Raw genomic sequence first — 17,644 nt, forward strand, 5'->3', positions numbered from 1 at the left:
GGGAAGTTGATCACCTTCTGGTCACCGCGAGCTGGGCCACCGAACCCAAGATCCGCGGCAACTCACTTGCCGGCGAGGTTGTTCAAGATCTACTGCTGTTCCAAGTGACATCGGCGACGAACGCCGCGTCGTCGCCAGCGATTGAAGCCATAAAGTGACGGTTTTCTGCCATTCCTTTTCGTCGGTCGTGAAGAAGAAGAAAGCATACTTGACGGATCGCCGGGTTTGAGAAATGCTAAGATGTCAGACCAATTTGGCGGGCTGCCTGATAATAAAAATGGGGAACCATGAGGGCATCAATGAGTGACAGGCCGGTCATCCGGCCGCTGCCGGCTATTGATCGGGCGCGCCAGGTGACGGACGCGCTGGCCGACTACATCAAGAGCGCGCAACTTAAGGCGGGCGACCGCCTGCCAGCAGAACGTGAGCTGATGTCAGCTTTGATGGTCGGCCGTTCAACCATCCGAGAGGCTATCCGTCACTTCCAGGCACTCGGTGTTATAGAAACCCGAAAGGGAAGCGGGACCTACCTGCTGAAACCGGTTTCCAAGGCGACGATCCACATGCCGCTGTCGCTCGATACCGGCCATCTGCGCGAGGCTCTTCTGCAAACGCTCGAGGTGCGCCGTGGGATCGAATGCGAGGCCTGTATGGTCGCCGCGCGCAAGCGCACCGACAAGGATCTAATCCTGATCGAGCAGAACCTCAACGAGATGGAACGCGTCCACATCGAGAAGGGCACGTCGGGCCCGGAAGACTTGGCCTTCCATCTGGCGATCTATGACGCCACCCACAATCCGCTGTTTCGCCAGCTTCTCGAGCAGATGCGCGAGACCTTCTGGCAGTTCTGGGAGCATCCCTTCGAGCGCGAGGATTTCGCCCGCCGCTCCTTCCCCTTTCATCGCACGCTCTTCAACGCGATCGCCGCCCGGGACACCGAGGCCGCGCGGGAAGAGACACTGAAAATCCTCGAAGTCGTCGAGGAAGATATCAAGGAAATGTCGAAATGAACAACGGCGCAGACGCGTTCGATCTTGCCTCGCTCATCACCGCACACGACGAGGGAAACTTCGCCGAAGCGGTCGTGCCGCCGATCTTCCAGACGTCGCTTTTCACCTTTTCCGACTATGACGACATGATCTCCTCCTATCGCGGAGAGAAGGTGCGGCCCATCTATACGCGCGGCCTCAACCCGACCGTTCGCATGTTCGAGGAAATGCTGGCAAAGCTCGAAGGCGCAGAGGATGCGCTCGGCTTTGCAAGCGGCATGGCGGCGATTTCCTCGGCGGTGCTGTCCTTCGTCGAGCCGGGCGACCATATCGTTGCAGTCAAGCATGTCTATCCCGATGCCTTCCGCCTGTTCGGCACGATCCTGAAGCGCATGAAGGTCGAGGTGACCTACGTCGATGGCCGCGACGAAGAGGCCGTCGCCAAGGCGCTGCCCGGCGCCAAGGTCTTTTACATGGAAAGCCCAACGAGTTGGGTCATGGAAGCCCACGACGTCGGCGCGCTCGCAGCACTCGCCAGGAAGCATGGCGTCGTCACGATGATCGACAACAGCTGGGCAAGCCCGTACTTCCAGCAGCCAATCTCGCTCGGCGTCGATATCGTCATCCATTCGGCCTCGAAATATCTCGGCGGCCACAGCGACGTCGTCGCCGGCATCGTCGCTGGCTCCAAGGAGATGATCGCCCGCATCAAGGCAGAGGCCTATCCCTATCTCGGCGGCAAGCTTTCGCCCTTTGACGCGTGGCTTTTGATCCGCGGCCTGCGAACATTGCCGATCCGCATGCGGGCGCATGAGGCAGCCGCGATGACGATCGCCAAGCGGCTGCAGGAGCTCGACGTGGTCGAGACCGTCTGCCATCCGGGCCTTGCCAACCGCCTGCCCGCAGGCCTCAACGGCACGTCGGGCCTGTTTTCCTTCATATTCCGTGAGGGCGTCGATATTCGTGCCTTCGCCGATAACCTCAAGCTCTTCAAACTGGGAGTGAGCTGGGGTGGACATGAAAGCCTGATCGTCCCAGGCGAGGTGGTCCTTCAGCAGAAGGCGCAACCGAATTCCGCGCATACCTTCGGGATCCATGCACGGTCCGTACGCCTCCACGTCGGTCTCGAAGGAACCGAGGCCCTGTGGAAGGACATCGAGGCGGCACTGGCGGTCGCCTCTTAAGTTCACAACCTGAAAAACCTGAAAAGGGGGAGCAAGCATGAAAAGACTGATCACCGCCACTCTACTCGCCACGATGATGGCCGGTACGGCGCTCGCCGATACCACGCTGAAACTGGTCGAGGTTATCACCAGCCCCGAACGCACCGAGACCTTGAAGTCAATCGTCGCGAAATTCGAGGCCGCAAACCCCGGCACCAAGGTCGACATCATCTCGCTGCCCTGGAACGAAGCCTTCCAGAAGTTCGCCACCATGGTTTCGGCCGGCGACACTCCCGACGTCATGGAAATGCCCGACACCTGGCTTTCCCTCTATGCCAACAACGGCATGCTCGAAAGCCTCGAACCTTACCTCGCCAAGTGGGAGCACACCAAGGGCCTGACGCCCCGCGCGCTTGAACTCGGCCGCGACGTCAAGAACACCGCCTACATGCTGCCTTACGGCTTCTACCTGCGTGCGCTGTTCTACAACAAGAACCTTTTCAAGGAAGCCGGCGTTTCCGAACCGCCGAAGACGCTCGACGATTTCGTGGCCGCCTCCGAAAAGGTCTCGAAGCTTCCCGGCAAGTCGGGTTACTGCCTGCGCGGCGGTCCGGGCGGCCTGAACGGCTGGGTGATGTTCGGCGCGACAATGGCCGGCTCCAACAAGTTCTTCAACGAGGATGGCACCTCGACGATGAACAGCGAAGGCTGGGCTAAGGGTCTCGAATGGGTCGTCGACCTATACAAAAAGGGCCTGACGCCGAAGGATAGCGTCAACTGGGGCTTCAACGAAACCGTCGCCGGATTCTACTCCGGCACCTGCGCGATGCTCGACCAGGATCCGGACGCTCTGATCGCGGTTGCCCAGCGCATGAAGCCAGACGATTTTGGGGTGACCAAGATGCCGGTCGGTCCAAGCGGCAAGGGCTTCACGACCATCGGTTTCGCTGGCTGGTCGATGTTCACCACCAGCCAGAACAAGGATCTGTCCTGGAAGCTGATCGAGACGCTTGAATCGCCGGAAGGAAATATCGAGTGGAACAAGCGTACGGGCGCTCTTCCGGTTCATACCTCGGCCGAGAAGGACCCCTTCTACGCAAGCGATCAGTTCAAGGGTTGGTTCGAAGAGCTGGCCGACCCGAACATCGTTCCGACCGTGATGCCGACCTACCTGGAAGAGTTCGCCTTCTTCAAGGACTCGCTCGCCATCAAGACGACGCAGCAGGCGCTTCTCGGCGACATCACGCCAAAGGAGCTGGCTGACCAGTGGGCAGACTATCTGACCAAGGCGCAGCAGAAGTTCCTCGCCAAGAAGTAACGGCCCACCGGCGGCGGACCTGTCCGCCGCCTCATTCCCTGTTCTTGCGATGGCGCAAAGCGCGCCGCGAAACGGATTTTGCCTGATGACCCTCACTGCCGATACGCTGGAAAGGCGCCAGGACCGACGCCCCTGGCTGAAGCGCGTCGCCGATGCCTGCGAGCCATATCTTTATAGTGCGCCGTCACTGGTCCTGATCATTGCGGTGATGCTGGTGCCACTGGTGATCGGGGTATCCTATGCGTTTCGCGACATCCAGCTGCTCAATCCGTTTTCGGGCGGCTTCATCGGGCTCGAGCATTTCCGTGCGCTTTCGCGAGATGCCGCCTTCTATGGTGCTCTGAAGAATACGCTGTTGTGGACGGGCGCCTCCGTCCTGCTGCAATTCATATTCGGCCTCATCCTCGCACTTCTGCTCGATAAACCGTTCTGGGGCAGGGGTGTCGTGCAGGCTCTGGTCTTTCTGCCCTGGGCCGTGCCGTCGTTCCTCGCCGGCCTGAATTGGGCCTGGCTCTTCAATCCCGTGATCGGCCCAATCCCGCACTGGCTGTTTGCGCTCGGGTTGATGAGCGAGCCCGCCAATATCCTCTCCGATCCGCAGCATGCGATGTGGGGACCGATTATCGCCAATGTCTGGTGGGGCATTCCCTTCTTCGCGATAACCTTGCTCGCCGCCCTTCAGGCGATCCCGCGCGATCTCTACGAGGCCGCCTCGATCGACGGCGCCGGCTGGTTTCAGCGCTTCCGCTCGATCACCTTGCCATTCCTCGCACCGACGATTGCCATCACCGTGTTGTTGCGAACCGTCTGGGTTTCCAACTTCGCCGACCTGATTGTCGTCATGACCGGTGGCGGGCCGGCCGACCGCACCCAGATCGTCGCAAGCTATATCTTTACGCAGGCCTTCAAGCGCCTGGACTTCGGGTATGCCTCGGCGATTGCGCTGGTGCTGCTGGTGCTGCTGCTTGCCTACTCGATGCTGATCATCCTGCTGCGGCAGACCCTGCTGAACAAGGATTGATGCCATGAAGCGATCCATTCTCCCCACCATCGCGCATCGCCTGGCCATTCTCTGCTACATCGTCTTTGCGCTGTTTCCGCTGTTCTGGCTCCTCAAGGTATCGGTGACGCCGAACGACCTGCTCTATACCGAGGGCGTGCGGATGTGGCCGTCGCGAACGACCTGGGAACACTATTCCTTCGTCATCCAGCACAGCGCCTTCCCGACCTTCTTCAAAAACAGCCTGATCGTGTCGGCCTCAACGGCGATCGTCGTCACAATCTGCGCCTCGTTGTCCGGCTATGCGCTGTCACGTTTCAATTTCAGGGCCAAGTACTGGATCGTCGCGCTGATGCTGCTGACCCAGATGTTCCCGCTCGTCATGCTGGTCGCACCGATCTTCAAGATCCTGACGCCGTTGCATTTGACGAACAGCCTCACCGGCCTCGTCGTCGTCTACACCGCCTTCAACGTGCCCTTTGCCACCTTTCTGATGCAATCGTTCTTCGACGGTATTCCGAAGGATCTCGAGGAAGCCGCCATGATCGACGGTGCCACGCAGTTCACCGCCTTCCGGCAGATCATCCTGCCGCTGACCCTGCCTGGCATCGCTGCAACGCTCGGCTTCGTTTTCACCGCCGCGTGGAGCGAACTGCTGTTCGCCCTGATGCTGATCAACGGCAACGACGCGGCAACCTTCCCGGTCGGGCTTCTGACCTTCGTTTCCAAATTCTCCGTGGATTTCGGGCAGATGATGGCGGCGGGCGTGCTCGCGCTCATCCCGGCCGGTCTCTTCTTCCTGCTCATCCAGCGTTATCTCGTCCAGGGCCTGACGGCCGGCGCGGTCAAGGGTTAATCAAAATGGCATCGATCGATATCCAGAACGTCAAGAAGGCCTACGGCCCCGTCAAGGTGCTGCATGACGTCGACCTCCGCATCAAGGATGGCGAGTTCGTCGTACTCGTCGGCCCCTCCGGCTGCGGCAAGTCCACGTTGCTGCGCATGATTGCAGGCCTCGAGGACGTCACCGGCGGCGAAATCCGCATCGCGGGCAATCGCGTCAATGAGCTGCATCCGAAGGACCGTGACATCGCCATGGTGTTCCAGTCCTACGCCCTTTATCCGCACATGAATGTCGCCGGTAACATGAGCTACAGCCTGAAGCTGAGAAAGACGGCCAAGGAAAAGATCTCCAGCGCTGTCGGTGCTGCCGCCTCCAAGCTCGGTCTCGACCCGCTGCTCGAACGCAGGCCGAAGGCGCTTTCAGGCGGCCAGCGCCAGCGCGTCGCCATGGGCCGCGCGATCGTGCGCCAGCCGAAGGCCTTCCTGTTCGACGAGCCGCTGTCAAACCTCGACGCGCGCCTGCGCGAACAGATGCGCGCGGAAATCAAGAAGCTGCACGGCGATCTGAAGGCGACCTCGATCTACGTCACCCACGACCAGATCGAAGCGATGACGCTGGCGGACAGGATCGTTGCCATGCACGGCGGCATCGTGCAGCAGGTCGGCAGCCCCCTCGAGCTTTACGATACGCCTGCCAACCTCTTCGTCGCCGGCTTCATCGGCTCGCCGGGCATGAATTTCCTCGACGCGACCTATGGGGATGGTGGTGTTCGCCTGAAGGACGGGACGGTCGTCCCCCTCGCCGCCCCCCTGTCACTCGCAAACGGCGCCAAGGTGACGCTCGGGATCCGGCCGGAGCATGTGGTCACTACCGATCAGGGTGGGCTGAACGCGAATGTCGAATTGGTCGAACCGACCGGCTTCGGCATCATCCTGCACCTGTCGCTGCACGGTCTGCCATTCAAGATTTTCACGCTCGACCGGGCGGCGCTGACGTCGGGCCCGACAGTAAACGTGTCGTTCCCCGCACAGCATCTGCACGTCTTCGACGCGGATGGAAACAGGGCAAAATAGGACGGGCAGCCTCAGCCGTGGGCGAGGCCGCCGCGCAGAACGGCACTATTGAAGTCCGGTCGCGGCGTCGGAATGACAACCGGTATCACGGCCTCCGTGCTGGCGGGCACCACAGCTTCGGTCGCCGGCGGCGCCGGTTCCGCACCTGAAATCGCCACTGTGCCCGGCATCGGGATCGGCACCGGAACGGTCGTCGGCACCAGTGCCTCAAACTGCGCCGGCATCATGCTCTGGCCAGGCAGATAGTTCATCGCGACTTCGTAGGCGGGCAGGGGCGCCGGCGTCTGCAGCTCGCCGTCCCGCCCACGCTTCTCGTAGAACGCGTTGCCGCCGGCAATCGTTACGTAGTGCATATTGCGATACGGGAACGACAGACCGTCTGTGTGGAAGAACATCGCGTCCTTGACGCCTGGATGCCGTTCGCCGCGGAAAATTGCGTCTGCAGCGTCCGTCAGTTCGACCTCAGCCGTCGGCTCGACTTCGCGGGTCATCACGCCAGGCGCAAACTGCCTCTGTTGGGCAACGACGCCGCAGATTGAATCTGGATAGGCCCCCGATGTCAGACGGTTCATGACCACGGTTCCGACCGCCATGTAGCCGTCGCGATCAGAATGCTCGGATTCGAAGTACATTGCCCGCTTGAGGCAATCGCGATCCTTGGCCGTGTAATTGAAGGTAACTTTGGTTGACTGCGCCGCTTGCGCCGCATTCTTGGGCTTGGTGACCTGGCTCGCCACCTTCGAAGCCGGTTGCTGTGCGGTCGTGCAGCCCGCGGCTGCCACGCCCGCCAACAGGATCCCGGCGAGAGATTTTCCCAACGCTATATGCGCCCTCAATGTCAGGTGCCCCCTATTTGGAGTAGTAAGCCCTTCTCGATTAAGTGGTCGCTTTTTTACCTGCGTTTCAGGTAAATTTCAAATCCAATTAGTATCACAATTTGATTTGGCCGCTTTTGGCCCGCCTGCACAGGCTGATTCGTGCTCGCGCACGTACTGAAAATAGCGCCACTTTCTATCACAGGTCACAGTTCAAAGCGGATGCAACCGCCGAAACAGCCTGCCGCTTCAGCCTGATTCGAACGACTATCGACCGCGTCGGCCATTCATTTATTGTCGGGCCGGAACAACTTCCATCGCGTTGGTCGAAAGGCGATCCTCGTGCGGTCGAGAGCCCCGGCTTGCGCTGGCGACAGTTCTAATTCGATCGGTGGATGCCCCTTGCCGATGTCGACCTCGATGTGGCGCGTGCCAGCGACGCGCCGGCTCGTCGTTAGCAAACCGGCGATGCAGCCGCCGCAGCCATCGCGCAATTCGATGTCGTGCGGCCGGAAGTAGAGTTGGGCCTCTCCATCCGCTTCACCCTCGACCTTGAGGCCGAGCGGCCTATCCTCGAACCAGATGTCTCCACCGTTGACCCGCACGTCGAGACAGTTGGACTGTCCGACAAAGCCGAAGACGAAGGGGGAGTTCGGATTGTCGTAAACCTCATCGGGGGTTCCGACCTGCTCAATCGCGCCCTGGCTCATGACGACGACGCGGTCGGCAAGTTCCATCGCCTCGTCCTGGTCATGCGTGACGAAGACGGTCGTGTGACCAGTACGATCATGGATCTCGCGCAGCCATTTGCGGAGATCCTTGCGCACCTGGGCGTCGAGCGCGCCGAAGGGCTCATCGAGCAGCAGTACATTTGGTTCGACCGCCATGGCGCGTGCAAGCGCGACGCGCTGGCGCTGGCCGCCGGAAAGCTGGGCTGGATAACGTTTCTCGAGACCCGAGAGCTGGACAAGGTCAAGCAACTCGAGCGCCCGCCGGCGAATTTCCGCCTTGGGCGGGCGCCGCGAGCCGTCGCGCACCTTCAGGCCGAAGGAAACATTTTCTAGCACGGTCATATGCCTGAACAAGGCATAGTGCTGGAACACGAAGCCGATGTTGCGCTGCTGCACGGTCTTCTTCGACGCGTCCTCGTCTCCGAAATAGATCAATCCTTCCGTCGGGCTCTCCAGGCCAGCAATCAGCCGCAACAGCGTTGTCTTGCCCGATCCGGACGGCCCGAGCAGCGCGATCAACTCGCCGGAGCGTATATTGAGCGAGACGTCGTGCAGCGCCGGAAAGCGCTCGAATTCCTTGCGCAGGTTTTGTACGCGAACTTCCATTCTAATTCCTTCAGTGCCGTCGGCTGGCGGCGATTTCTTCGCTGTATCGCATCTCGAGCAGAGTCTTCAAAACAAGGGTTACGAGCGCAAGCAAGGCAAGCAGCGTGGCGACGGCGAACGCGCCGGTGAAATTGTACTCGTTATAGAGAATTTCCACCTGCAGCGGCATGGTATTCGTCTGTCCCCGGATGTGACCGGACACCACGGACACGGCGCCGAACTCGCCCATGGCGCGAGCATTGCAAAGCAATACGCCATAGAGCAGCCCCCATTTTATATTGGGCAAGGTCACGTGCCAGAAGGTTTGCCAGCCGCTGGCGCCGAGAGAAATCGCCGCCTCTTCGTCACCCGTACCTTGCTCCTGCATCAGCGGGATCAGTTCACGCGCCACGAACGGGAAGGTGACGAACATGGTCGCCAGGATCAACCCCGGCACGGCAAACAGGATCTTGATGTCGTGAGCGCTCAGCCATTGGCCGAGATGGGTATTGGCACCAAGCAGCAAGACGAAAACGAGGCCGGAAATAACAGGCGAGACCGAAAATGGCAAGTCGATCAACGTTGTCAGGAAAGCCTTGCCCTTGAACTCGAACTTGGCAATCGCCCAGGCGGCCACGATGCCAAAGGTCAGATTGAGGGGAACGCTGACGCCGGCCACAATGAGGGTCAGGCGAATAGCCGAAAAGGTCTCTTCGTCCTGCAGCGCCTCGAGAAACGGACCCGCCCCCTTGCGGAACGCTTCGACAAAGACGGCCGCCAGCGGCAGAAGCAGGATCAGCGTCAGGAAGATCAGCGAAGCCAGGATCAGCGTCCAACGCGCAAACCGATGTTCGGTCACGGCCGAACGCACCTTTGTCGGCTGAAGACTGGTATCAAACGCCATAGCCGTACCTCCGTCTGCGCCAGCTCTGGATGAGGTTGATGATCAGCAGCATGGCAAAAGAAATCACCAGCATCATCGCAGCGATACCCGTTGCTGCGGCATAGTTATATTCCTCGAGCTTGATGACAATCAGCAACGGTGCGATCTCCGACCGGAACGGAAGGTTGCCGGCAATGAAGATCACCGAGCCGTATTCGCCGACACCGCGGGCAAAGGCGAGAGCGAAGCCTGTCAGGGCCGGCGGCATCAAGCCCGGCAGCAGCACGCGGAAAATCGTCTGCAGGCGCGTGGCGCCAAGCGTTGCGGCAGCTTCCTCCACCTCCTTGTCGATCTCCTCCATGACAGGTTGAACCGTGCGTACCACGAAGGGCAAGCCGACAAAGACAAGCGCGATGACGATACCGAGTGGCGTGAAAGCGATCTTGATGCCGAGCGGCGTCAGGAACTGGCCGATCCAGCCATTAGGCGCATAAAGGGTCGCCAGCGCGATACCAGCAACGGCGGTCGGCAACGCGAAAGGCAGATCGACCATTGCGTCGATGATGCGCTTGCCAGGGAACCGGTAGCGCACGAGCACCCAAGCCAGCACGACGCCGAAAACGACGTTGATGCAGGCGGCCGCAAAGGCGGCGCCAAAGCTGATGCGAAGGGCGCTCAGGGTACGAGGATCGAAGGCGATGGCGAAGAATTTTTCCCAGCCAAGTTCGCTCGACCGCCAGGCGAGGCCCGAAAGCGGGATGAGGATCAGAAGGGTAAGCCAGGTCAAGGTAAGGCCGAGCGCCATTCCAAAGCCTGGAATGACGCTCGGCCGTCTGAACCGCCACCGCGTGGGGCTATGTGCTCTCATGCGACGTATTATTGTGCCGGCTTGTAGATTTGGTCAAATACACCGCCATCGCCGAAGAACTTCGGCTGCGCTTCTTTCCAGCCGCCAAAATCATCGATCGTCGCAAGTTTCAGATTCGGGAAGCGCGCAATGTCAGCCTTGTCTGCAGCTTCCGGCTTGATCGGCCGATAGAAGTGCTTGGCCGCGATCTTTTGCCCCTCGTCCGAATAGAGATAGTTCAGATAGGCTTCGGCGACCTTGCGGGTGCCCTTTTTGTCGACATTGCCATCCACGACGGCGACCGGCGGGTCAGCCCGGATCGAGAACGCCGGGGTGACGATCTCGAACTGGTCAGGACCGAGCTCTTCGAGCGAAAGGTAGGCCTCGTTTTCCCAGGCCAGGAGAACGTCGCCGAGACCGCGCTGAACGAAGGTCGTCGTCGCGCCGCGGGCGCCGGTGTCGAGAACCGGAACATGCTGCAGCAGCTTCGTCACGTATTCCTGCGCCTTGGCGTCATCACCACCATTCGCCTGCTTGGCCCAGGCCCAGGCCGCCAGGAAGTTCCAGCGCGCACCACCAGAGGTCTTCGGGTTCGGCGTAATCACCTGGACGTCGTCCTTTACCAAATCGGCCCAGTCCTTGACGCCCTTCGGATTGCCCTTGCGGACCAGAAAGACGATCGTAGAGGTGTAAGGCGTCGAGTTATTCGGAAACTTCGTTTTCCAATCCGCAGGAATCTTGCCAGTCTTCTTAGCGATGGCGTCAATGTCGCCCTCGAGGGCAAGGGTGACGACATCGGCATCAAGCCCATCGATTACCGACCGCGCCTGCGCGCCAGAGCCGCCATGCGAAGCCTTGATGGTGACAGCCTCACCGGTGTCCTTCTGCCACTTGGCAGCGAAGGCGGTATTGAAATCCTTATACAGTTCCCTCGTCGGATCGTAGGATACGTTGAGAAGCGTTTGATCCGCGAATGCCGGCGCGACGGCGCCGATTGCGACACTGCCTGCCAGCGCCACAGCCGCGAGAAGCCGTGTGATCCTTATTGACTGCATAGAAACCTCCTTCGTTGGTGGCCGAAACTCTACCAAGTTGGTCGTATAATGAAACGAAGAATGTTTCTGTTCCGCCGTGCTCTCTGGAATGCCATCCCAATTGAGGCGCGCTTTCGAAATGGACTTGCTCGATTTGATGATCACAAATCCGGTAGCCTCAGATTGAGCTCGCGGAGGGCCGAGCTAAACATGCTGGGCATTGCCAGGAAGACGGACAGCGCAACTCCCCCGAATATCTACCTGTTCGTCAAACGCGCGAGTCGGCGAGAAAATCCGAATAAAGCTCTTCGGCAGTCATTGCCTTGCGCATGGCCGCCAGAATGCCCGGCGTCTGCAGCTGACGCGCGATTGCTGCCAGCACGTTCAGATACTCGCCGCGGCTTGCTTCGCCAAACAAAAGCGCGAAGACGATATCGGTCGGAACATCGTCCACCGCCTCGAAATCGAGTGGCCGGGCGAAGCGGAGCAGCAAGCCACGCGGATGCGTCATCCCCTCCACCACGGCATGCGGAACAGCGACACCATTGCCGATACCCGTCGAGCCTAGGCTCTCGCGGCTTTCCAAGGCGTGCAGTATCTTCTTTCCTTCAATTCCGAAGGCGAGGGCAGCTTTTTCGGCAATCGCCTGCAATCCTCTCCATTTCGTCGCAACCGAAACACCGATGAATGTGTGCTCAGGACGGATGATCTGCGAAAGGTCCATGAAGTCTCTCTTGTCGTTTGTGCAAGGCCGCATCGGCGGGCGCCGCGGCTGACACCTAATTAGCGCCGCTTCCAATGCCGCAAACTGATTTCCCGGGCCGACATTGTTCTGCGTTCATATGTCCAGACGAGATAAAGGTTCGAGCACGAAAGCCGAACTCAGATATAAACATCGCATAAGGATCGTCCAAATGTCTGGTGGACGCTCCAAGCTTTAATGCCCAGGGACGTCGCGGTCTGAGGGGGCACCGCCTCGACCCTGGTCGTGCCGATCTGAAGAGATTGAGCAATTCATCGACTCATGAGCAAAAGCCTTCGAAACGCGATTGAACTTCGAAGGCTTCGGGCCCTATAGTCTTGCCAAAGCCGCGCTGATTTGATCGGTGCGGGGAGGCAACGGGAAGGAAACAGAAGAATGGCCAAAGTCCGCGCGCTGGTGCTCGAACGCCAACATGAACTTGCGCTCCGTGATATCGACCTGCCGATGGATACCGGTCCCGGCCAGGTGAAGATCAAGGTCCACACGGTTGGCGTCTGCGGCTCCGATGTCCACTATTACACCCACGGCAAGATCGGCCCATTCGTCGTCAACGAGCCGATGGTGCTCGGTCATGAAGCCGCCGGCACGGTCGTCGAAGTCGGCGCAGGCGTGACGCATCTCCAGGTCGGCGACCGTGTCTGCATGGAACCCGGCATTCCCGATCCCAATTCCAAAGCGAGCCGGCTTGGCATGTATAATGTCGATCCCGCCGTCACTTTCTGGGCGACGCCACCGATCCACGGCATCCTGACATCAGAGGTCGTTCATCCCGCCAATTACACCTATAAGCTGCCCGACAATGTCAGCTTCGCAGAAGGCGCCATGGTCGAGCCCTTTGCGGTCGGCATGCAGGCCGCGACAAAGGCGAAGATCGTCCCCGGCGATACCGCCGTCGTCCTTGGCGCCGGCCCGATCGGCACCATGGTGGCGATCGCCGCGCTTGCCGGCGGCTGCGCCCGCGCCATCGTCGCCGACCTCGCTCAGCCGAAACTCGATATCGCCGCGCAGTATCAGGGTGTCATCCCCGTCAATATCCGCGAGAAGAACATCGTCGAGGAAGTTGCGCGCCTGACGGATGGCTGGGGCGCCGATGTGATCTTCGAATGCTCCGGCTCGCCGAAGGCTTGGGAGACCATCATGGAGCTGCCGAGACCGGGCGGCGTCATCGTTGCCGTCGGCCTGCCGGTCAATCCGATCGGCCTCGACGTATCGACCGCATCGACCAAGGAAATCCGCATAGAGACCGTCTTCCGATACGCCCACCAGTACGAACGCTCGATCGCCCTGCTTGGCTCCGGCCGTGTCGACCTGAAGCCACTGATCTCCGAGACATTCGGCTTCGAGGATTCCATCACTGCCTTCGACCGCGCTGTCGAGGCGCGTCCAGGCGACGTGAAGCTGCAGATCGTGATGGAATAAATCGACGCCGCGGCACGCACGGCGGTTCAAGGAAGAGCCGCCGAACCGATCAGATGCTGCGAGACAGGAAAATCTCCGTGTGCCGGACCTCTTCGGGAACAGTCCGGAACGGCTCGCAGCGTCGGAAAGCGAAGGCTTCGTACAACGCGACGGCCTGCGCCATATAGATCGTCGTGTGGGCCAGTGCCGTTCGGTGCGCGGCTTGGCGGATCGCGTCCAGCGCCGCCGCCATCAAGGCATGGCCGATGCGTCGCCCGCGAAAGGCTGGATCGACGTAGAATTTGTGGATTTCGCCTGCCTGTGCGTCAAAGGCGTTGAAACCGATGCAGCCAGCCGGCACGCCGCTCCAATTCGCAACGAGCATTAGCGCCTCCGCCGAGCCGAATTTCTGGGCGAGGCTGGCGCTGGTCTGTCGGTGATAGAGAAAGGATCAAGTCCGCCGGAACGCCAAAGGCTTTGCCTTCGGCCACATCCCATTCGCCAAGCGCCCGGCAGAACAATGCGCAGGTCTCGAAGTCTTCTTTGGTCTCGCGACTGATATCGAGATCATCCTGCGCCCCTTCGTTGTCTTTGGCCCGAGACTTGAAGGCGTCAGTTCGTCTGCGCCCCTTCTGCATCAGCCCACTCACACTCGAATGCCAGTACAGGCTTTGCAAATCCCTTGAGATCCCGCCGTGATGCATTGGCGAAGAGATCGGCTGCGCCGTGCTCGCGAAAGATGTTCTCCGAAACCAGGATCTGATCGACCCCGGCCGCTGCACAAAGCCGCGCGGCCAATTGCACGCTTGAGCCGAAGAGGTCCCGGCTGTCCTCGATCGGCTCGCCACAATCAAGCCCGATTCTGACATGGATGGGTTCCGGCGTGCCGCCGTTGTAGATCCTGAATTCGCGCTGGATGCTCATCGCGCATCCGACGGCCGCGTGGGTGGAGACGAAGGAGGCCATGATGCCGTCACCGGTGTGCTTGACCTCCCGCCCTTCGCATTGTGCCAGGCAGCGGCGAACGATGGCATCGTGCGCCCGCACGAGTTCGGCAGCCATCCGGTCGCCAAGCCGCGATGTCATCTCCGTCGAGCCTACGATGTCGGTAAACAGGATCGCTCTATGACCGGCATCCCGTTCGACGCCGGTCTCGCCGGCCTTCTGTTCAGGTTCGTGAATGCGTCCAAGAAACGCCTCGACAGCCGACAGCGCCACCTCGACCACTTCGCCGGCAATATAACCATGGGCTTCGCGATGCACGCATTGCGCGGTTTCGGCATCCGGCGCATCGATCAGACAGAATGCGGTCCCGCGCCGCTGGTCGTACCAATAGGTGAGGAACTTCACCCCATACCTATCTTCGACAGCCAGATCCTTGCGATGCGCTTCTGCAATGTCTTCAGCGGATGTACCCGCAAGATCATGCCGGTCCATGAAGATAGCCACGTTCGTGCATCCTTCGGAGAGCCCCTCAGCATTGGGCGCATCCTACGCCGTTGCCACCGCAACGTCCACAGCACGGGACGTCGAGCCTCACAGCATCGTCGTGCCCACCACTTCGCGGAGCCAGCCGCGGAAGGAAGCCATCGCCGGGGTCTCCGGTCGGGACTGCAGCCGGGTTAGCCAATAGCTGCCCATGGTGACAGTGATGTCGAAGGGTTGGCGGATCGCCTCGGCAAGCAGATGCCTGGAGAACATCAGCGGCGGCGCCAGCGCAACGCCGACGCCCTGCAGTGCGGCCTCCATCATGGCAAGCGATGAATCAAAGACGATGTTTTTCAACGGCAGCAGGCTCGCCTCCATCCCGGCGGCAGCAAACCATTGCGACCACTCATCGGCCCGGTACGATCGCAGCAACGTCTGCTTCACGAGGTCGCCCGGCGCGCTCAGTTGCGCGGCGATCTCTGGCACACAGAGGGCTGATAGCGGCGCATCCAAGAGCCGCAACGCCTCGATGCCATGCCATGCACCCGAACCGAAACGGATCGCGTAGTCCAGCCCCTCTGCGGCGATATCGACCCGGTTGTTGTTGGTTGAGAGGCGCAGATCGATGAAGGGGTACTGGGCTTGAAAGGCACGCAACCTCGGCAGCAGCCAGCCGACGGCAAAGGTGCCGACAGCGCCGACGCGCAGCACTTCGCGATAGTGCCCGCCCTCGAACTGCTCCAGTGTTCCGGCGATCCGGTCGAAGGCATCACGTAGCGCCGGCAGCAGTGTCTCGCCTTCGCTGGTCAGCATCAGACCGCGCGGCAGCCGTTCGAACAGCGTCACATTCAACCGCGTTTCCAGGCTCTTGACGTGATGGCTGACGGCAGCCTGCGTGACGCAAAGCTCAATCGCGGCCTTGGTGAAGCTGAGGTGCCGGGCGGATGCTTCAAAAGCTCTGAGCGCATTCAGCGGCAGATGCGGACGAACCATCGGATACCCAAATTTTTCTAATGCTTCGCTCTAGATATCGTCGTTTGAGACGGCCGTACAGGCCTCGTATATCAATCGCGCCTGACCCGATCCGTTTCGTGAAAACCGCCGAAACCGTCGGACTGCCCCATATCTCAAGGCATTTTGCATTGGACGCCGCCGCGGTGCCGAGACACCGCGACTATTCCACCAACCTGAGGCACCGTATCCATTATGAGAAATATTTCGCAATCCACGCTTGGCATTCTCGCCACCGCTTCAGTCCTCATCGGCGCCGGCGCGCACGCCGCGGAACGCCAGAGCGAGCTTGCCGGCGTCGTCAACGCCATCGCCGTCCCTTTGATGGCGAAGAACAATATCCCCGGTATGGCAATTGCCGTCACGGTCGGCGGAAAGCATTACACCTACAACTACGGCGTGGCGTCGAAGGCAAGCGGACAGAAGGTGACCGACGCGACGCTCTTTGAAATCGGCTCGGTCAGCAAGACCTTCACCGCGACCCTCGCGGGCTATGCTCAGGCGAGCGGCGACCTCTCCTTTACTGACAGTCCCGACAAATATCTTCCGGAATTAGCCGCCAGCCGCCTTGCCGGTGCCACAATGCTCGACCTCGGCACCTACACGGCCGGTGGCTTGCCGCTGCAGTTCCCCGATGACGTCACCGACCACAAGGCGATGGTCGGTTATTACAAGAGCTGGAAGCCGGCCTATGCCCCGGGAACCTATCGCGTCTATTCTAATCCGAGCATCGGCTTGTTCGGCTACGCCGCCGCAAAGGCGATGGGGTGGCCCTTCGATGATCTGATGCAGCAGAAGCTTTTTTTGGCACTCGGCCTTAGCCATACCTTCATCGCGGTTCCGAAGGCTGACGACGAGAACTACGCCTATGGATACTCAAAGGCCGGCAAGGCCATCCGTGTTTCGCCTGGCGTTTTGGATTCCGAGGCCTATGGCGTGAAAATGTCGGCAAGCGACATGCTGCGCTTTGTCGAAGCCAACATGGATGGCTCCGATCTCGACAAGACCATGCAATCGGCGCTCGCCGCGACCCATACCGGCTATTACAGGATCGGCAGCATGACCCAGGGTCTCGGTTGGGAAATGTATAAATATCCCACCACCCTCGACCAGCTTTTGGCCGGCAACTCGGCCGACATGACACTGAAGGCCAATGAGATCGAGAAACTGTCGCCGCCAAGGCCGCCGGCAAAGGATATGCTTCTGAACAAGACCGGGTCCACCAACGGCTTCGGCGCCTATGTCGCCTTCGTGCCATCGAAGAGTATCGGCATCGTGCTCTTCGCGAACAAGAACTATCCGAACAGCGAGCGTGTAAAGGCGGCCTACAAGATATTGGCGACGCTCGACGACGATCTGCCGGCCGCCAACGCCGACTGAGCGTCTGCAGATAGGGGATAAGGCCGCGCGGCTTCTGCAATGACATCATTGATTATAGCAGCCTTCGTCCACGCCGCACCGATCAACCCGGTAGTGAGCCCGTCCCGTCGCGGATACACTGCAATGCTTTTGCGGCGAGGCGGGATCGGCGCCGGGTGCGGAAGAAGGACGTGAGCTTCCCCATCAGCGGGCCGCAGAAATGGGCTCCCCTCAGGGACGGCGGCGTCCCGCGCGAATGCGGCGTCGAGTTGAGCCTCGGACGTGCCTGTGTGGCGCAGATGGCCCCCCGAAGAAGCGAAGGCTCCCTCTGGCAAGGCTGCAGAGGGACCGGAGTTGCGGGCATAAACCGCCGAACGGGGCGCTCGGAAGCGCCATGTTGTTT

Annotated in this window: 18 protein-coding genes; 8 read left to right on the plus strand and 10 right to left on the minus strand. The window is 60.4% G+C overall.

Translation table 11 applies throughout. The features are described 5' to 3' along the window. Window positions 1–287: 287 nt before the first annotated feature. The 6 genes from RGCCGE502_RS28145 (at window position 288) to RGCCGE502_RS28170 (ending at window position 6,387) form a co-directional block, all read left to right on the plus strand. Entirely contained in the window at window positions 288–1,010 is a 723-nt protein-coding gene (locus tag RGCCGE502_RS28145) for a FadR/GntR family transcriptional regulator (RefSeq protein WP_040675816.1), read from the plus strand. Beyond that, a complete protein-coding gene (locus tag RGCCGE502_RS28150) occupies window positions 1,007–2,173 on the plus strand; it encodes a PLP-dependent transferase (RefSeq protein WP_016557614.1) in 1,167 nt (388 codons plus the stop codon). The genes RGCCGE502_RS28145 and RGCCGE502_RS28150 overlap by 4 nt, the downstream gene beginning before the upstream one ends. Window positions 2,174–2,210: 37 nt before the next feature. Further along, on the plus strand, window positions 2,211–3,470 hold the full coding sequence (locus tag RGCCGE502_RS28155; RefSeq protein WP_016557615.1) for an ABC transporter substrate-binding protein: 1,260 nt from the start codon (window positions 2,211–2,213) through the stop codon (window positions 3,468–3,470). Between the two features lie 85 nt (window positions 3,471–3,555). Continuing rightward, window positions 3,556–4,491, plus strand: coding sequence for a carbohydrate ABC transporter permease (locus RGCCGE502_RS28160; RefSeq protein WP_016557616.1), 936 nt, complete (start codon window positions 3,556–3,558; stop codon window positions 4,489–4,491). A 4-nt stretch (window positions 4,492–4,495) separates the two neighbouring features. Next, a complete protein-coding gene (locus tag RGCCGE502_RS28165; protein WP_016557617.1) occupies window positions 4,496–5,326 on the plus strand; it encodes a carbohydrate ABC transporter permease in 831 nt (276 codons plus the stop codon). A 5-nt stretch (window positions 5,327–5,331) separates the two neighbouring features. Next, window positions 5,332–6,387, plus strand: coding sequence for an ABC transporter ATP-binding protein (locus RGCCGE502_RS28170; RefSeq protein ID WP_016557618.1), 1,056 nt, complete (start codon window positions 5,332–5,334; stop codon window positions 6,385–6,387). An 11-nt stretch (window positions 6,388–6,398) separates the two neighbouring features. On the opposite strand, the gene RGCCGE502_RS28175 is transcribed toward RGCCGE502_RS28170, so the two are convergent. The 6 genes from RGCCGE502_RS28175 to RGCCGE502_RS28200 all read right to left on the minus strand — a co-directional run bounded on the left by RGCCGE502_RS28175 (window position 6,399) and on the right by RGCCGE502_RS28200 (window position 12,006). Beyond that, window positions 6,399–7,223, minus strand: coding sequence for a cell wall hydrolase (locus RGCCGE502_RS28175; protein WP_040675821.1), 825 nt, complete (start codon window positions 7,221–7,223; stop codon window positions 6,399–6,401). Window positions 7,224–7,489: 266 nt separating this feature from the next. Continuing rightward, window positions 7,490–8,539 (minus strand): sulfate/molybdate ABC transporter ATP-binding protein, encoded by a 1,050-nt coding sequence (locus tag RGCCGE502_RS28180; RefSeq protein WP_016557620.1) that lies wholly within the window; start codon window positions 8,537–8,539, stop codon window positions 7,490–7,492. Window positions 8,540–8,549: 10 nt separating this feature from the next. Beyond that, window positions 8,550–9,422, minus strand: a complete 873-nt coding sequence (gene cysW / locus RGCCGE502_RS28185) for a sulfate ABC transporter permease subunit CysW (protein ID WP_016557621.1) — start codon at window positions 9,420–9,422, stop codon at window positions 8,550–8,552. Continuing rightward, window positions 9,412–10,269 (minus strand): sulfate ABC transporter permease subunit CysT, encoded by an 858-nt coding sequence (gene cysT / locus RGCCGE502_RS28190; protein ID WP_016557622.1) that lies wholly within the window; start codon window positions 10,267–10,269, stop codon window positions 9,412–9,414. The genes cysW and cysT overlap by 11 nt, the downstream gene beginning before the upstream one ends. 8 nt (window positions 10,270–10,277) lie before the next feature. After that, the gene (locus RGCCGE502_RS28195) at window positions 10,278–11,303 is read right to left on the minus strand and encodes a sulfate ABC transporter substrate-binding protein (protein ID WP_016557623.1); all 1,026 of its coding nucleotides are present in this window, start codon (window positions 11,301–11,303) and stop codon (window positions 10,278–10,280) included. Between the two features lie 247 nt (window positions 11,304–11,550). Beyond that, window positions 11,551–12,006, minus strand: coding sequence for a PTS sugar transporter subunit IIA (locus RGCCGE502_RS28200; RefSeq protein ID WP_016557624.1), 456 nt, complete (start codon window positions 12,004–12,006; stop codon window positions 11,551–11,553). A 414-nt stretch (window positions 12,007–12,420) separates the two neighbouring features. Here RGCCGE502_RS28200 and RGCCGE502_RS28205 point away from each other — a divergent pair, with 414 nt between their 5' ends. Beyond that, window positions 12,421–13,464 carry an NAD(P)-dependent alcohol dehydrogenase gene (locus RGCCGE502_RS28205; RefSeq protein WP_016557625.1) on the plus strand — a complete coding sequence of 348 codons (1,044 nt, stop codon included), beginning with the start codon at window positions 12,421–12,423 and terminating at the stop codon, window positions 13,462–13,464. Between the two features lie 49 nt (window positions 13,465–13,513). On the opposite strand, the gene RGCCGE502_RS28210 is transcribed toward RGCCGE502_RS28205, so the two are convergent. The 4 genes from RGCCGE502_RS28210 to RGCCGE502_RS28220 form a co-directional block, all read right to left on the minus strand. Beyond that, a complete protein-coding gene (locus tag RGCCGE502_RS28210; protein ID WP_016557626.1) occupies window positions 13,514–13,828 on the minus strand; it encodes a GNAT family N-acetyltransferase in 315 nt (104 codons plus the stop codon). Further along, window positions 13,770–14,081, minus strand: a complete 312-nt coding sequence (locus RGCCGE502_RS37785) for a hypothetical protein (protein ID WP_189635719.1) — start codon at window positions 14,079–14,081, stop codon at window positions 13,770–13,772. The genes RGCCGE502_RS28210 and RGCCGE502_RS37785 overlap by 59 nt, the downstream gene beginning before the upstream one ends. Further along, entirely contained in the window at window positions 14,056–14,892 is an 837-nt protein-coding gene (locus RGCCGE502_RS28215) for a nickel-binding protein (RefSeq protein WP_016557627.1), read from the minus strand. The genes RGCCGE502_RS37785 and RGCCGE502_RS28215 overlap by 26 nt, the downstream gene beginning before the upstream one ends. A gap of 87 nt (window positions 14,893–14,979) precedes the next feature. Then, complete coding sequence (locus RGCCGE502_RS28220) at window positions 14,980–15,864, minus strand: LysR family transcriptional regulator (RefSeq protein ID WP_016557628.1); 885 nt, start codon at window positions 15,862–15,864, stop codon at window positions 14,980–14,982. 213 nt (window positions 15,865–16,077) lie between these two features. Between RGCCGE502_RS28220 and ampC the strand changes: the two genes are divergently transcribed. Then, window positions 16,078–17,262, plus strand: a complete 1,185-nt coding sequence (gene ampC, locus RGCCGE502_RS28225) for a class C beta-lactamase (RefSeq protein ID WP_016557629.1) — start codon at window positions 16,078–16,080, stop codon at window positions 17,260–17,262. Window positions 17,263–17,644: the final 382 nt, after the last annotated feature.

Origin of the sequence: Rhizobium grahamii CCGE 502, assembly GCF_000298315.2 — a bacterium.
GTDB classification, from domain to species: Bacteria; Pseudomonadota; Alphaproteobacteria; order Rhizobiales; family Rhizobiaceae; genus Rhizobium; species Rhizobium grahamii.

What these genes read in the sequence shown, in the direction of transcription:
- RGCCGE502_RS28145 (WP_040675816.1), top strand. Translation starts at nt 288, where the DNA reads ATGAGGGCATCAATGAGTGACAGGCCGGTCATCCGGCCGCTGCCGGCT.
- RGCCGE502_RS28150 (WP_016557614.1), top strand. Translation starts at nt 1,007, where the DNA reads ATGAACAACGGCGCAGACGCGTTCGATCTTGCCTCGCTCATCACCGCA.
- RGCCGE502_RS28155 (WP_016557615.1), top strand. Translation starts at nt 2,211, where the DNA reads ATGAAAAGACTGATCACCGCCACTCTACTCGCCACGATGATGGCCGGT.
- RGCCGE502_RS28160 (WP_016557616.1), top strand. Translation starts at nt 3,556, where the DNA reads ATGACCCTCACTGCCGATACGCTGGAAAGGCGCCAGGACCGACGCCCC.
- RGCCGE502_RS28165 (WP_016557617.1), top strand. Translation starts at nt 4,496, where the DNA reads ATGAAGCGATCCATTCTCCCCACCATCGCGCATCGCCTGGCCATTCTC.
- RGCCGE502_RS28170 (WP_016557618.1), top strand. Translation starts at nt 5,332, where the DNA reads ATGGCATCGATCGATATCCAGAACGTCAAGAAGGCCTACGGCCCCGTC.
- RGCCGE502_RS28180 (WP_016557620.1), bottom strand. Translation starts at nt 8,539, where the DNA reads ATGGAAGTTCGCGTACAAAACCTGCGCAAGGAATTCGAGCGCTTTCCG.
- cysW (WP_016557621.1), bottom strand. Translation starts at nt 9,422, where the DNA reads ATGGCGTTTGATACCAGTCTTCAGCCGACAAAGGTGCGTTCGGCCGTG.
- cysT (WP_016557622.1), bottom strand. Translation starts at nt 10,269, where the DNA reads ATGAGAGCACATAGCCCCACGCGGTGGCGGTTCAGACGGCCGAGCGTC.
- RGCCGE502_RS28195 (WP_016557623.1), bottom strand. Translation starts at nt 11,303, where the DNA reads ATGCAGTCAATAAGGATCACACGGCTTCTCGCGGCTGTGGCGCTGGCA.
- RGCCGE502_RS28200 (WP_016557624.1), bottom strand. Translation starts at nt 12,006, where the DNA reads ATGGACCTTTCGCAGATCATCCGTCCTGAGCACACATTCATCGGTGTT.
- RGCCGE502_RS28205 (WP_016557625.1), top strand. Translation starts at nt 12,421, where the DNA reads ATGGCCAAAGTCCGCGCGCTGGTGCTCGAACGCCAACATGAACTTGCG.
- RGCCGE502_RS28210 (WP_016557626.1), bottom strand. Translation starts at nt 13,828, where the DNA reads ATGCTCGTTGCGAATTGGAGCGGCGTGCCGGCTGGCTGCATCGGTTTC.
- RGCCGE502_RS37785 (WP_189635719.1), bottom strand. Translation starts at nt 14,081, where the DNA reads ATGCAGAAGGGGCGCAGACGAACTGACGCCTTCAAGTCTCGGGCCAAA.
- RGCCGE502_RS28220 (WP_016557628.1), bottom strand. Translation starts at nt 15,864, where the DNA reads ATGGTTCGTCCGCATCTGCCGCTGAATGCGCTCAGAGCTTTTGAAGCA.
- ampC (WP_016557629.1), top strand. Translation starts at nt 16,078, where the DNA reads ATGAGAAATATTTCGCAATCCACGCTTGGCATTCTCGCCACCGCTTCA.